General features: G+C 63.7%; 8 protein-coding genes. 2 read left to right on the top strand and 6 right to left on the bottom strand.

The annotated features are described in order from the left end of the window. Positions 1-89: 89 nt before the first annotated feature. The gene (gene pgm / locus OO306_RS26590; RefSeq protein WP_265970284.1) at positions 90-1,727 is read right to left on the bottom strand and encodes a phosphoglucomutase (alpha-D-glucose-1,6-bisphosphate-dependent); all 1,638 of its coding nucleotides are present in this window, start codon (positions 1,725-1,727) and stop codon (positions 90-92) included. A gap of 148 nt (positions 1,728-1,875) precedes the next feature. On the opposite strand from pgm, the gene OO306_RS26585 reads away from it, so the two are divergent. Beyond that, positions 1,876-2,523 carry a DUF1345 domain-containing protein gene (locus OO306_RS26585; protein ID WP_265970283.1) on the top strand — a complete coding sequence of 216 codons (648 nt, stop codon included), beginning with the start codon at positions 1,876-1,878 and terminating at the stop codon, positions 2,521-2,523. A 252-nt stretch (positions 2,524-2,775) separates the two neighbouring features. Beyond that, positions 2,776-3,036 (top strand): DUF1652 domain-containing protein, encoded by a 261-nt coding sequence (locus tag OO306_RS26580; protein WP_027593589.1) that lies wholly within the window; start codon positions 2,776-2,778, stop codon positions 3,034-3,036. Here OO306_RS26580 and OO306_RS26575 read toward each other — a convergent pair. The 5 genes from OO306_RS26575 to OO306_RS26555 all read right to left on the bottom strand — a co-directional run bounded on the left by OO306_RS26575 (position 3,033) and on the right by OO306_RS26555 (position 14,536). Next, on the bottom strand, positions 3,033-5,120 hold the full coding sequence (locus OO306_RS26575) for a bifunctional diguanylate cyclase/phosphodiesterase (RefSeq protein ID WP_265970282.1): 2,088 nt from the start codon (positions 5,118-5,120) through the stop codon (positions 3,033-3,035). The two genes, OO306_RS26580 and OO306_RS26575, sit on opposite strands and share 4 nt — an antisense overlap. Positions 5,121-5,581: 461 nt before the next feature. Next, positions 5,582-7,069 (bottom strand): efflux transporter outer membrane subunit, encoded by a 1,488-nt coding sequence (locus OO306_RS26570; protein ID WP_027593591.1) that lies wholly within the window; start codon positions 7,067-7,069, stop codon positions 5,582-5,584. Further along, the gene (locus OO306_RS26565; protein ID WP_027593592.1) at positions 7,066-10,173 is read right to left on the bottom strand and encodes an efflux RND transporter permease subunit; all 3,108 of its coding nucleotides are present in this window, start codon (positions 10,171-10,173) and stop codon (positions 7,066-7,068) included. Before OO306_RS26565 ends, OO306_RS26570 begins: the two co-directional genes overlap by 4 nt. Then, positions 10,170-13,268: an MdtB/MuxB family multidrug efflux RND transporter permease subunit gene (locus tag OO306_RS26560; protein WP_027593593.1), complete on the bottom strand. Its 3,099-nt coding sequence runs from the start codon at positions 13,266-13,268 to the stop codon at positions 10,170-10,172. Before OO306_RS26560 ends, OO306_RS26565 begins: the two co-directional genes overlap by 4 nt. Next, on the bottom strand, positions 13,265-14,536 hold the full coding sequence (locus tag OO306_RS26555) for an MdtA/MuxA family multidrug efflux RND transporter periplasmic adaptor subunit (protein WP_027593594.1): 1,272 nt from the start codon (positions 14,534-14,536) through the stop codon (positions 13,265-13,267). Before OO306_RS26555 ends, OO306_RS26560 begins: the two co-directional genes overlap by 4 nt. Positions 14,537-14,807: the final 271 nt, after the last annotated feature.

The raw sequence follows: 14,807 nt of genomic DNA, 5'->3' as shown, positions 1-14,807 counted from the left end.
ACAGGTAACTGCGCAGGCTCAGACCTTGCGAAGACCCTGTGGGAGCCGGCTTGCCGGCGATGGGCTGCAAGGCAGCCCCTTGAGTACAATCAGGCGATCGCCGCGTCCACCAACACCTGCGCTTCCTGCACCAGGCGCTGCAGGTGTGCCTCGTCGATAAAGCTTTCGGCGTAGATCTTGTAGATGTCCTCGGTGCCCGACGGCCGTGCGGCAAACCAGCCGTTGGCGGTCATCACTTTCAACCCGCCAATCGCCTGGCCGTTACCCGGCGCATGGCTGAGGATCTGCACGATTGGCTCACCAGCAAGCTCTGTCGATTTGACCTGCTCAGGTGCCAGCTTGCTCAACAACGCCTTCTGCCGAGCATCCGCCTTGGCCTCGACGCGCGTGGCGTACGGCTTGCCCAGTGCTGCGGTCAGGTCGGCATAAGCCTGGCTCGGGTTGCGACCGGTGCGTGCGGTCATCTCGGCGGCCAGCAAGGCCGGGATCAAACCGTCCTTGTCAGTGGCCCAGACCGACCCATCGCGCCGCAGGAACGAAGCCCCCGCGCTCTCCTCGCCACCAAAGCCCAACGACCCGTCGAACAGGCCCTGGGCGAAGAACTTGAAGCCCACCGGCACTTCGAACAATTTACGGCCCAGGCGCTCGGTAACGCGGTCGATCAGGCCACTGGACACCACGGTCTTGCCCACGGCTGCGTCGCTGCGCCATTGCGGGCGGTGGCGGAACAGGTAGTCGATGGCCACGGCCAGGTAGTTGTTCGGCTGCAGCAGGCCATCCGGGGTGACGATGCCGTGGCGGTCGTGGTCCGGGTCGCAGGCAAAGGCCACGTCAAAGCGCTCGCGCAGGCCGATAAGGCCCTGCATGGCGTAGGGCGAGGATGGGTCCATGCGAATCTGGCCGTCCCAGTCGACGGTCATGAAGCGGAAGGTCGGGTCGACCTCGCTGTTGACCACTTCCAGGTTCAGCTTGTAATGCTCGGCAATCGCCGACCAGTAGTTAACCCCGGCGCCGCCCAGCGGGTCGACGCCCAGGCGCAGGTTGGCGCTGCGAATCACGTCGAAGTCGATGACATTGCCCAGGTCTGCCACGTAGTGGCTCACGTAGTCGTGGCGGTGCGTGGTGGCAGCCTTCAGAGCCTGGGCATGGTCCATGCGTTTGACGCCAGCCAGGTTCGCAGCCAGCAGCTCGTTGGCCTTGGCCTCGACCCACTTGGTCACGTCGCTGTCGGCTGGGCCGCCATTGGGCGGGTTGTACTTGAAGCCACCGCTTTGCGGCGGGTTGTGCGACGGCGTGATGACGATGCCATCGGCCAGGCCCTGCTCGCGGCCACGGTTGTAGCACAGGATGGCGTGGGATACCGCTGGGGTCGGCGTGTACTCGTCGTCTTTGGACAGCATCACCTGCACGCCATTGGCCGCCAGCACTTCCAGGGCACTGGCCGTGGCCGGTGCCGACAGCGCATGGGTGTCGGCGCCAATGAACAGCGGGCCATCGATGCCCTTCTCCTGGCGGTACAGGCAGATGGCCTGGGTAATGGCCAGTACGTGGTACTCGTTGAAACTCAGCTCCAGCGAGGTGCCGCGGTGCCCTGAGGTGCCGAAAGCCACCCGTTGGGCCACCACGCCAGCATCGGGGCGGCCGGTGTAGTAAGCGGTGAGCAGTCGGGGGATATCGACCAGCACGCTGGCCGGAGCCGGCTTGCCTGCCAAAGGACTGAGCGTCATGCAGAAACCTCGAGTTCAACGAATGTTGGTGTTGGAACGTGCAGTGTACTGAGAGTTGCAACGCCGCGCGACGGGCGACGCGATGAAAGCCGCCAGCAGCGGGCAATGGTCTAGAGTATTAGCCACCACTCCCTGGCAACGAGGCCCCATGGCTTTTCACCGCCTGACACGTACCCACCCTCGCCTCACGTTAGCCACCCTGGTCGGCATTATCGGCGCCTGGCTGATCCCTGCCGGTGACACGGTCCAGCACATTCTGGTCGGCTGGAACCTCGGCGTCTGGCTCTACCTGCTGCTGGTCCTGTGGCTTACCTGGAGCGCCAACCCGGAAAAGGTCCGCAAAGTTGCCCAGGTCGAGGATGAGAACGCCGGCCTGGTCCTGCTCACCGTCTGCATCGCTGCCATCGCCAGCCTGGCCGCGATCACCTTGCAACTGGTCTCCAGCCGCGGCCTGCAAGGCAGCGCCCTGGCCCTGCACTACCTGTACACCGGGTTGACTGTGGCCGGCTCCTGGCTGTTGATCGGCTGCATCTTCAGCCTGCACTATGCCCGGCTGTTCTATACCGGCCAGAACCATGAGCCCCCGCTGCGCTTCGCCGATGGCGAGCGCAACCCGGATTACTGGGACTTTCACTACTTCTCGTTCACTATCAGTGTGGCGGTGCAAACGTCCGATGTCGGCGTCGCTGGCAGGGGGTTGCGCCGGGTGGTGCTGGCACATTCAGTGGTAGGGTTCGTGTTCAACACCGCCATTCTGGGGTTCACCATCAACATTGCGGCCGGCCTGCTGGGGTAGTACGCACCGCTCGTCCGAAAACCCTGTGCGGTAAATGTGGCCGTTACCTGCAGCACCCCGCAAGGAAAACGTTTGCCAGGCGAGCTGCCGGTGGATGGCGGCCATAATAGCAATGTGACCTGGGTCAAACCTCAACGATTCCGGCGTATTCCCACCCTGGGCAATGGCGTGGCAGGTGCTATGGTTACATTCCCGGCGGCCGTGCACGCGGCCTCCCGCTCACCGCGTCCAGGTACGGACAAGGAGGCTGGCATGAACAAAATGACGTTCCCGAACGCCTGCCAGGTGATGCGCTGGCATTTCCACCCGCTCGGCTTCGAAGCCAGCATGGATGCACCGCGCAGCATGATCGCGCGCCTGTTCGATCGCGCCACCGGAGAAACCTTGCTGGCTATTGCCGGCATCCCCTGCGCTGCGATCATGGCCGCTGCGGATGTCGAGCGCATCATTGAAGCGGTCGAGGCTGAGATGGACGCCTTCGTACCCGTCTTCGCCCTGCGCGACGCAGGCTAGACTGCCACCTCAGGCGTCTCCCGCATGGCCTGCAATTTGCCCATGAATTGCTCGGCCGGCACCGGTTGCCCGAGCAGATAACCCTGCAGCGAATCGCACCCCAGGCGGGTGAGGAAGTCTTGCTGCTTGTCCGTCTCTACCCCTTCGGCAACGATGCGCAAGCCCAGCGCCTGGCCCAGTGCGACAATCGCCGAGACGATCGCGGCGTCATCGCTGTCCTGCTCCAGGTCACGCACAAACCCCCGGTCGATCTTCAGTTCGTTGGCCGGCAGTCGCTTCAGGTACATGAGGCTGGAATAGCCCGTGCCGAAGTCATCGATGGACAGGTCCACGCCCATGTCAGACAGGCGCTGCAACACCGTCAGGCTGGCATCGGCATCATGCATGGCGGTGGTCTCGGTGATCTCCAGGGTCAGGCAATTGGCCGGCAGGCCGTTTTCGCGCAGGGCCCGGGCCACGCTGTCGACCAGCCCCGCATGGCAAAACTGGATGGCCGACAAATTGACTGCCATACGCCACCCCTGGTGGCCCTGGTCCAGCCACTGGCGCATCTGCCGGCAGGCTTCGTCGAGCACCCACTCGCCAATCGGGATGATCAGGCCGGTTTTTTCCGCCAGGCCGATGAACCGGTCAGGCAGCAGCAGGCCCTGCTGTGGGTGCTCCCAGCGCAGCAGCGCTTCGGCACCGATCGGCTGGCAGGCCTGGGCATCGAACTTGGGCTGGTAGTGCAGGCGGAACTGGCGCTGCTCCAGGGCTTGGCGCAGGTCCTGCAGCAACTGCAGTTGCTGCCGGGCATTGCTGTTCATCGACACGTCGAAGAAGCTGTAGCCGTTTTTACCGGCGCTTTTGGCGTGGTACATCGCGGCATCGGCATTGCGCAGCAACTCGTGCTGATCCTGGCCATTGCCGGGGTACAAGACGATCCCCAGGCTGGCCGTGAGCTGCAAATCATGCTCGGCGACGCGGAACGGCCGCGACACCAGGTTGACCTGCTTGACCGCCACATCCATGGCATCGTTGGGCTCCTGCAACTCCACCAGCAACACGAACTCGTCGCCACCAATGCGCGCCAGCGTGTCCTGGCTGTGCAAATGGCCGCGCAGGCGCGCCGCGACGGCCTTGAGCAGCAAGTCGCCGACGTGGTGACCAAAGGCATCGTTGACCGGTTTGAAGCCATCCAGGTCGATGAACATCAGCGCAAAACAACCGCCCTGCTCCGCCACCTTGGCGATGGCTTGCTCGATGCGGTCGGCCAACAAGGTGCGGTTGGGCAGGTCGGTGAGCGTGTCGTGCAGGGCCAGCTGGGTCAGTTCCTGGTTGGCCAGGGTCAGCGAACGGGCCAGTTCCGCCGTGCGCGCTTCGAGGCGTGCGTCCAGTACCGAGGTCAACAAAGCTACCGCCAGCACTGCCAGGGTGGTGATCAACACCAGGTAGACCAGCCCGTCGCCTTGCAGCCCACTGGCCAGCGCACCACAGAAACTGCCCTCGGGGAAATTGGCTGGGGCCATGCCGGTGTAGTGCATACCGACGATGGCAATCCCCATGATCACTGCTGCCAGGCCACGAATCTGCCGGACGTAAGGGGTGTGCTTGCGCAAGCGGAACGCGATCCACAACGCCGCTGCCGAGGCGCCCACGGCGATCATCAGCGAGGCGCCGAACAGCGTAGGGTCATAGTCGATGCCCGGCAGCATGCGCAGCGCGGCCATGCCGGTGTAGTGCATGCAACTGATGCCCGCGCCCATGATCAACGCGCCAAAGCCCAGCTGCAGCCAGGGCAGGCTCGGCTGGCTTACCAGCCACAAAGCAAAGCCTGACGACAGCACCGCAATCAACAGCGAGAACGCAGTCAGGCCAAGGTCGTAGCCCAGGTCGATGGGCAGGCTGAACGCGAGCATGCCGATGAAGTGCATCGACCACACGCCGACCCCCATGGCCAACGCACCGCCCCCCATCCACAGGTGCACAGCCCTGCCCTTGGCCGTCGCGATACGGCCGGTCAGGTCAAGGGCGGTGTAGGACGCCAGGATCGCCACGCACAGCGAAATCAACACCAGCGAAGAGGAGTAGCTACCGGTCAGCATTGGGAGTTCCAGCGACGGGCCAGGGGGCCCGGAAAAAGCTGACGATTGTACTCAAGCTTTGGCGAAACGCACGGGGTTTTTGCGAATGGGAATGGATCCAAGTGCTGGGATGCCACGGCTGGGCATACGTACCTTGCGCTGCGAAGAGGCCCGTATGCCTGGTAGCGATGTATTAGCCGTTAGGGCCTCTTCGCAGCACAAGGCTGCTCCTACAAGGAAGGGCTAAACCCCTATGTTCAATGCGAAGTTCGTGATCCTCAAGGCCCGCACGTAAGACTCAGCGGCTACCAAAGCCCAGTCATGCGCACGTCTTTGTAGGAGCAGCCTTGTGCTGCGAAGAGGCCCGTATGCCTGGCAAAGATGTAGTAGCCGTAAGGGCCTCTTCGCAGCACAAGGCTGCTCCTTGATCGAGGCATGAGTCCACGAAGTGGCGCTTATAGCCCAGCATGAATGGCCGGCCATCACTCCTGTTCGGCAAACGCCTGCTCGGCATCCCAGCCGCCGCCCAGCGCGGCAATCAGTTGCACACTGGCCACCAACCGCCCCTGCAGCAGGTTCAGCACACTGCGCTCGTTGCTCAGCGCGGTGGTCTGCACGTTCACCACATCCAGGTAGCCGATCAGCCCTGCACGGTACTGATTTTCAGTCAGGCGCAGCGACTCACGCGCCGCGTCCAGTGCCTCCTGGCGCACCACCGCTTCATCGCCGTACACCTTCAGCTGCACCAGGAAGTTCTCCACTTCCTTGAAGCCATCCAGCACGGTCTGGCGGTACTGCGCCACGGTCTGGTCGTACACCGCCACGGTGCGGTCCACCTCGGCGCTGCGCTTGCCCGCATCGAACAAGGTCATGGCCAGCGAAGGCCCCACCGACCAGTAACGGTTCGGCAGTTCGATCCAGTTGCTGAAGCTGCTGCTGGAATACCCGCCACTCATGCTCAGGCTCAGGTCGGGGAAGTAAGCGGCCCGCGATACGCCGATATTGGCATTGGCTGCCATCACATTGCGCTCGGCCGAGGCAATGTCCGGGCGGCGTTCGAGCAACTGCGAGGGCAACGTCACTGGAATTTGCGGCAGCGCCGGTATGGTCTTGCTGTCTGCCAGGGCAAAATTCGCCGGGGCCTTGCCCAGCAACACGGCAATGGCATTTTCGAACTGCGCACGCTGCCAGATCAGGTCGATCAGGTCCGCCTGGGTGCTTTTCAGCTGCGTGCGCGCCTGCGCCACCGCATCCGGGCCAGACACTCCGGCGCGGTACTGGTTTTCAGTCATGCGCAGCGAGCGTTCGTAGGTGGCCACGGTCGCTTCCAACAGGCGCTTCTGCTCGTCGATCACACGCAACTGCAGGTAGTTCTGCACCAGCTCCGACTGCTGGCTCAGGCGGATCGAGGCAAGGTCAGCGAAACTGGCTTCGGCACTGGCTTCGTTAGCGTTCAACGTCTCGCGCAGCTTGCCCCACAGGTCGATCTCCCAGCTCACACCGAGCTGGGTGTTGTAGGTGTTACGGATGCCGCTGCTGTTGTTCGACAGGCTGGAGCTCGAGCTGCCAGTCCCCTGGGCAGAGCGGTTCTTGCTGGCGCTCAAGTCCAGGCTGGGGAACAGCGCGGCGCGGCTGCTGCGCACCAGGGCCTGGGCCTGACGGTACTGGGCCTCCGACTGCGCAACCGTCTGGTTGCTGCGGTTGAGCTCTTCGACCAGCGCATTGAGCCCGGCATCGCCGTAGACTTCCCACCAGGCGCCACGGGCGATCGCGTCCGAGGGCTTGGCCTGGGTCCAGCCCTCGGCCTGCTTGTACTGCGCCGGGGTGCTCAGCTCGGGGCGGTGGTAGTCCGGGCTCAGGGTACAGGCACTGAGCAGCGCCACGCACAAACTGGCGCCGAGCAGACGCGAGCCACGCCCCAGGGTCAATGACTGCAGGGCACGGTGAAGCGGTGTCTGGGCAAAATTCATAGCGGGGTTTCCAGAGCGGCGTCGGTGCGCACGCCGCGCCAATGGTTGAAACGGTGACGCAGGCGGTCGAGGTACAGGTAGACCACCGGCGTCGTATAAAGGGTGAGGATCTGGCTGAAGACCAGGCCGCCGATGATGGTCAAGCCCAAAGGCTGGCGCATTTCCGCCCCCTCGGCACGGCTCACCAGCAACGGCAAGGCGCCGAGGATGGCCGCCAGGGTGGTCATCAGGATCGGCCGCAGGCGCAGCAGGCAGGCGCGGCGGATCGATTCCTCCGGCGACAGGCCTTGTTGGCGCTCCAGCTGCAGGGCCAGGTCGATCATCAGGATCGCGTTCTTTTTCACCACGCCAATCAGCAGGAACAGGCCCAGCAGCGAGATCAGGCTGAACTCGCCTCCGGTGACGTAGAGCGCCAGCAAGGCACCGACGCCGGCCGAGGGCAGGGTCGACAGAATGGTCAGCGGGTGAATGTAGCTTTCATACAGAATGCCCAGCACCAGGTACACCAGCACCAGCGCGCCCAGAATCATGAAGGGCTGGCCTTCTTGGGTCTTGGCAAAGGCGTCGGCGGTGCCACCGAGTTTGGCGATGACTTCCTCGGGCAGGCCAAGCTTGGCCACCGCCCGCTCCACTGCAGCCATGGCCTGGTCGGGGCTGTAGCCTTCGGCGACGTCGAAGGCGATGTCTTCGGAAGCGAACTGCCCTTCGTGGCTGACTCGGTCATTGGCCAAGCTGTTTTCGTAGTGGGCGATGGTCGACAACGGCACGCGGGCACCGTCGCTGGTGATCACCTGCACCTGTTCCAACGTGCTCGGGTCCCAGGCGTATTTCGGGTTGATCTCCAGCACCACCTGGTACTGGTTGAGGCTGTCGTAGATGGTCGAGATCTGCCGCTGGCTGTAGGCGTTGTTGAGCACCGTGGTCACCATGTCCATGTCGATGCCCAGGCGCTTGGCCTGATCACGGTCGACCACCAGGGTAACCTGCGGGGTACCCGCGCCATCACGGGCGTCGATGGCGGTCAGTTCGGGCAATGCGCGCACCGCCGCGACCACTTTCGGGAACCACTCGCGCAGGGCCGCCAGGTCGCCACTCTGCAAGGTATAGAGGTACTGCGACGACGTCTGGTCACGCCCACCGCCACCTAACTGCAGGTCCTGGTCGGCCATCAGGAACAGCCGCCCGCCGGGCACCTTGGGCATCTCTTTGCGCAGGCGCTCGATCACCTTCTGGGCATCCATCTTGCGTTCGCTGATCGGCTTCAGGCGCACAATCACCATCGCATTGTTGGTGCCACTGTTGCCGCCGATGAAGCCAGCAACACTCTGCACCGCAGGGTCGGCCAGCAAGGCGCGGCGGTAGGTTTCCATCTTCGGCTGCATCACGCTGAACGACAGGCCATCGTCACCACGGATAAAGCCAATCAATTGGCCGGTGTCCTGCTGCGGCATCAGCGTCTTGGGCACCACCACATACAACGCGATGTTGATACCGATGGTGGCCAGCAGGCTCAGCAAGGTCAGGCGCTTGTGCCGTAGCACCCAGCCGAGGCTGCGGTCATAGCCGTTGACCATGCGCTGATGAACCTTGTCGCTCCAGCGCTGCAGGCGGCTCTGTTCGGCCTGGTGCGGTTTCAGCCAACGGGCGCAGAGCATCGGCGTGAGGGTGAGCGAGACCACCAGCGAGACAATGATTGCAGCCGCCAGGGTGATGGAAAACTCCTGGAACAGGCTACGTACGATACCCCCCATGAACAGAATGGAGACGAACACCGCCACCAACGAAACGTTCATCGACAGCAGCGTGAAGCCCACTTCCTTGGCACCGAGGAACGCCGCACGCATCGGCGGCTGGCCGTCCTCAATGTGCCGGGAGATGTTCTCCAGCACCACAATGGCGTCGTCCACCACCAGGCCCGTGGCCAGGATCAGCGCCATCAGCGACAGGTTGTTGAGGGAGAAACCGCACAAGTACATGACCGCGAACGTGCCCACCAGCGATACCGGCACTGCCAGGCTCGGGATCAACGAGGCACGCAGGCTGCCGAGGAACAGGTAGACCACCAGAATCACCAGCCCTACCGCGATCAGCAGCGTGTGCTCGGCCTCCTTGAGGGTGGCCTTGATCACCAGCGAGCGGTCCATAGCCACATTCAGCTGCACGCTGGCTGGCAACAACGACTGCAACGCCGGCAACTGCGACTTGATCTGGTCGACTGTCTCGATGATGTTGGCGCCGGTCTGCCGGTTGACCACCAGCAACACCGCGCTCTGGTCGTTGAAGAAGCCGCTGTTGTAGCGGTTTTCAACGCTGTCTGTGAGGGTGGCCACGTCGGACAGGCGCAGGATGGTGCCGTTCTGCTGGCGTATCACTACCGGCTCGTAGTCCTTCGCCGTTTCCAACTGGTCATTCGCCCGCACCTCCCAACTGCGCTCGGCATCCTCGACGAAGCCCATGGGCCGGCGTTGGTTGGCGTTGGACACGGCGGTACGCACCTCGTCCAGCGACAGGCCGTACTGGTTGAGCAACTGCGGCTCCACCGAGATGCGCACGGCGGGCAGCGAACTGCCGCCGATCTGCACCTCCCCTACCCCGGATACCTGGGCCAGGCTCTGGGACAGGATGGTGTCAGCCAAATCGTACAACTGGCCTTTCTTCAGCACGTCAGAGGTCAACGACAGCACCATGATCGGTGCCTGCGAGGGGTTGATCTTCTTGTAAGTCGGCATGCTGCGCATGCCACTGGGCAGCAGGTTACGGGTGGCGTTGATCGCCGCCTGCACCTCACGCGCCGCACCGTCGATGTCACGGCCCATTTCGAAGCCGATGACCACCCGCGTCGAGCCCTGGTTAGAGCTACTGGTCAGCGTAGTGACGCCCGCGATACTGCCCAGCTTGCGTTCCAAAGGCGTGGCCACCGTGGCGGCCATCACCTCAGGGCTGGCGCCGGACAGGTTGGCCTGCACCACGATCACCGGGAAGTCCATCTGCGGCAGCGGCGCAACCGGCAACAGGCCGAAGCTGACGCCGCCCAGCAACATGATCGCCAGGCTCAGCAGCATCGTCGCCACCGGGCGACGAATAAACGGTCCGGACAGGTTCATGCCTCAGCCTGCTTGGCATCAGTGGCCGGGCGCCAGCGACGGGCCAGGCGGTCGAAGTACAGGTAGATGACCGGCGTGGTGAACAGTGTCAGCACCTGGCTGACCAACAGCCCGCCCACCATCACCAGGCCCAGCGGCTGGCGCAGCTCAGCACCGGACCCGGTCGCCAGCATCAGCGGCACGGCGCCGAACAGCGCGGCCAACGTCGTCATCAGAATCGGCCGGAAACGCAGCAATGCGGCCTGGTAGATGGCGTCCTGCGGGCTCATGCCCTGGTTGCGCTCGGCTTCCAGGGCAAAGTCGATCATCATGATCGCGTTTTTCTTGACGATGCCGATCAGCAGGATGATGCCGATGATGGCGATCATCCCCAGGTCATTGCCACTGATGAGCAGCGCCAGCAAGGCCCCCACCGCCGCCGAGGGCAAGGTCGAGAGAATGGTCACCGGGTGGATGTAGCTCTCGTAGAGCACACCTAGCACGATGTACATGGTCACCACCGCGGCGAGAATCAGCAGCAAGGTGCTCGACAGCGAGGCCTGGAAGGCTTCTGCAGCGCCCTGGAAGCGGGTCTGCACGCCGATCGGCATGCCGATGTCCTGCTGCACCTGTTCGATCACCTTGACCGCCTCGCCCAGCGACGCGCCATGGGCGAGGTTGAACGACATCATCACCGCCGGGAACTGGCCGATGTGCGAGATCGCCAACTGCGCCTGGCGCTGCTCGATACGGGCCAACGCCGACAGCCGCACCTGGCCGCCATCGGTGGCCTTGACGTGGATCGACTCCAAGGCCTGCGGCCCGATGCTGGCGGCGGCTTGCGACTGCAGCACCACGCGGTACTGGCTGGCCTGGGTGTAGATGGTCGAGATCTGCCGCTGGCCAAAGGCGTCGTACAAGGCGTTGGTGATCTGCGAAACCGAGATGCCTAGGCGGCTGGCCATGTCGCGGTCGATCACCAGGTACACCTGCAGGCCCTTGTCCTGAAGGTCGCTGGCCACATCGGCAAGCTCTGGGCGCTGTTGCAGCGCCTGCACCAGCTTGCCGCTCCACTGCGCCAGCAGGTCGGCGTCAGGTGACGACAGGCTGAACTGGTACTGAGTGCGGCTGACCCGGTCCTCGATACTCAAGTCCTGCACCGGTTGCATGAACAGGCGGATACCCACCAGCTTGTCGAGCTGCGGCTGCAGGCGGCTGATGACCTCGCCAGCGGTCACATCCCGCTCGCCGTGCGGCTTGAGGTTGATCAGCAGGCGCCCGCTGTTGAGCGTGGCATTGTCGCCATCCACGCCGATGTAGGACGACAGGCTCTGCACCGCCGGGTCCTGCAGGATCACCTTGCTCAGCGACTGCTGGCGTTCGCTCATGGCGGCGAACGAAGTCGACTGTGGCGCCTCGGAAATACCCTGGATGACGCCGGTATCCTGCACCGGGAAGAAGCCCTTGGGCACGGCGATGTACAGGACCACGGTGAGCCCCAGGCTGGCCACGGCCACCAGCAGGGTCAGCGGCTGGTGTTTGAGCACCCACTGCAGGCCACGGCCGTAGTGTTCGATGAGCCAGTCGATCCAGGCGCCGCTGGCGCGGTAGAAACGGCCCTGCTCTTCTTCCTTGGGCTCACGTTTGAGCAACCGCGCGCACATCATGGGCGTGAGGGTCAACGACACGACCAGGGAAATCAGAATCGCCACCGCCAGGGTGATGGCGAACTCGCGGAACAGGCGGCCGACCACGTCGGCCATGAACAGCAGCGGAATCAGGACCGCGATCAGCGAGAAGGTCAGCGATATGAGGGTGAAGCCAATCTGCCGGGCGCCCTTGAGCGCGGCCTGCATCGGCGTTTCGCCTTCTTCGATGTGGCGGGAGATGTTCTCCAGCATGACGATGGCGTCATCCACCACGAAGCCGGTGGCGATGGTCAGGGCCATCAGGGTCAGGTTATTGACCGAGAACCCGGCCAGGTACATCACGCCAAAGGTGCCGATCAACGACAGCGGTACGGCGATCGAGGGGATGATGGTGGCGCTGAAACGGCGCAGGAACACAAAGGTGACCATGACCACCAGGACGATGGCGATCAGCAGCTCGTGCTGCACGTCCTTGACCGCGGCGCGGATGGTCTGGGTGCGGTCGGTCAGTACCGACACGTCCAGGCCGGCAGGCAGGTTGTCGGTGATCGAGGGGAGCAGTTCCTTGATCCGGTCGACCACCTCGATGACGTTGGCGCCCGGCTGGCGCTGGATATTCAGCAACACCGCCTGGTTTTCGTTGGCCCAGGCCGCGAGGCGCTCGTTTTCCGCACCATCGACGATCTCGGCGACGTCCTTCAGGCGCAGCGGCGCGCCATTGTTATAGGACAGGATCAGGTTGGCGTATTCCGCGGGGGAACGCAGTTGATCGTTGGCATCAAGCATCGACACCCGGGTCGGGCCATCGAAGTTGCCCTTGGGCTGGTTGACGTTAGACGCCCCGATCAGCGTCCGCACGTCCTCGAGGTTGAGGCCGTTGGCGGCCAACGCATCGACGTTGACCTTGATACGTACCGCCTGGCGCTGGCCGCCAGCGATGCTGACCATGCCCACGCCACTGATCTGGGCAAGCTTCTGGGCCACGCGGGTGTCGACTAGGTCGTTGAGCTTGGGCAGCGGCATGGTCTTGGAGGAGATGGCCAAGGTCAGCACAGGCGTGTCGGCCGGGTTGACCTTGTTGTAGACCGGTGGCGCCGGCAAGTCGCTGGGCAGCAAGTTGCTGGCAGCGTTGATCGCGGCCTGCACCTGTTGCTCGGCAACATCCATGTTCATGTCGAGGCTGAAACGCAACGTCAGCACCGACGCCCCGCCGGAGCTGGTCGAGGCCATCTGGGTCAGCCCCGGCATCTGCCCGAACTGGCGTTCCAGCGGCGCGGTGACCGCACTGGTCATGACTTGCGGGCTGGCCCCTGGGTACAGGGTCATGACCCGGATGGTCGGGTAGTCGACCTGCGGCAGCGCGGATACCGGCAGCAGCTTGTAGGCAATCAGGCCGGCCAGGACGATGGCCAGCATGCTCAGCGTGGTGGCGACCGGGCGCAGGATGAACAGGCGCGAGAGGTTCATGCGCCCGCCTTGCCTGCTTCACCGGCTTGGGCCGAGCCCTTGGCGTCCTGGCCCTGCAGGTGCTGGCCTGGGGTGGTTGGCACCTGCGAGCTGTCTTCGACCACCTCTACCTTGGTGCCTTCACGCAGGCGGTCGGTGCCTTCCAGCACCAGGCGATCGCCGGCAGCCAGGCCTTCAACGATCACGCTGTTCTCGCCATCGCTGGCGCCAACCTTGAGCTTGCGGATATTGACGGTGTTCTGGGCGTTGACCACATAGGCAAAGGTGCCATCGTTGCCAAACTGGATAGCCGCGGCCGGGGCCAGCACCACCTGTTTGAGGGTGTCGGCCAACAGGCGCACATTGACGAACTGGTTGGGGAACAGCGCCAGGTCCTTGTTCTCGAAGCGGCCCTTGAACTTGAGGGTGCCGGTGGTGGTGTCGATCTGGTTGTCGATACTGCCCAGTACCCCGGTGGACTGCAGCTTGCTGTCGCTGCGGTCCCACGCCTCGACCGGCAGGCTGGCGCCGCTGCGATAGCGCTCCAGCACGGTGCTCAGTTCGGTTTCTGGCAGGGTGAACGCGACGTTGATCGGCTCGGTCTGGGTGATGACCACCAGCGCGGTAGCGTCGTTGGCAGCCACCAGGTTGCCCAGGTCGAGCTGGCGCAGGCCTACCCGGCCATTGATCGGCGAGCGGATCTGGGTGAAATCGAGGTTCAGGCGCGCATCGCTGACCTGTGCCTGATTGGTCTTGACCAGGCCCTGGAATTGCGCGACCTGGGCTTCTGCGGTGTCGAGGGTCTGCTTGGCGATGCTGTCCTCGGCATACAGGCCTTTATAGCGCGCCAGGTCGACCTGGGCGTTTTTCAGCTGGGCCTGGTTCTGCGCCAGGGTGCCTTCGGCCTGCTGCAAGGCGATGCGGTAGCTGCGAGGGTCGATCTCGGCCAGCAGTTCACCAGCCTTGACCTGTTGGCCTTCCTTGAAGTGGATCTTGACCAGCTCACCGGCCACACGGCTGCGCACATTGACGGTGTTGGTCGCAGTGACCGTACCCAGCGCCTTGTAGTACAACGGGAAATCGCCCACCCGAACCGGCTCGACACGCACCGGCACCGGGTCGCTGGAAGCCCCGAAACCTGGGCGTCCGCCTTTGCCCATGCGCCCGCTGCTGGCTTCTTTATGTGCAGGCGATGCGGGCCACAGCCACCAGGCCAGCAAGGCCACCAGCAGCAGGATCAGCAGGCCGACGAGCCAGCGACGGGGGGAGCGGGAATTAGACGCTTGCATGGGTTGAACGAACCTTGTTCGGAGTGACGACTTGGGAGGGTTGAACGATAAGCACTGGCATCGTTTTAGCAAAGGCCCTTTACCAGAGGTTTACCTTTGCCTGACGTTGCCAAAACACTGAACTTTAAACGAAAACGGCCCGGAAATCGTTCCGGGCCGTTACAGGGTGTTGCTTGGAGCGGTGGGCGGGGCTGGAGTTCCGTTGCCTCTGCCGGCCTCTTCGCGGGTAAACCCGCTCCCACAGGATTACCACTGTTTCTAAGACCAGTGG

This window comes from Pseudomonas sp. DCB_AW (genome assembly GCF_026240895.1).
Taxonomy (GTDB): Bacteria; Pseudomonadota; Gammaproteobacteria; order Pseudomonadales; family Pseudomonadaceae; genus Aquipseudomonas; species Aquipseudomonas kermanshahensis.
The sequence above is the reverse complement of the archived record's forward strand: the minus strand, read 5'-3'. Positions and strand labels throughout refer to the sequence as shown.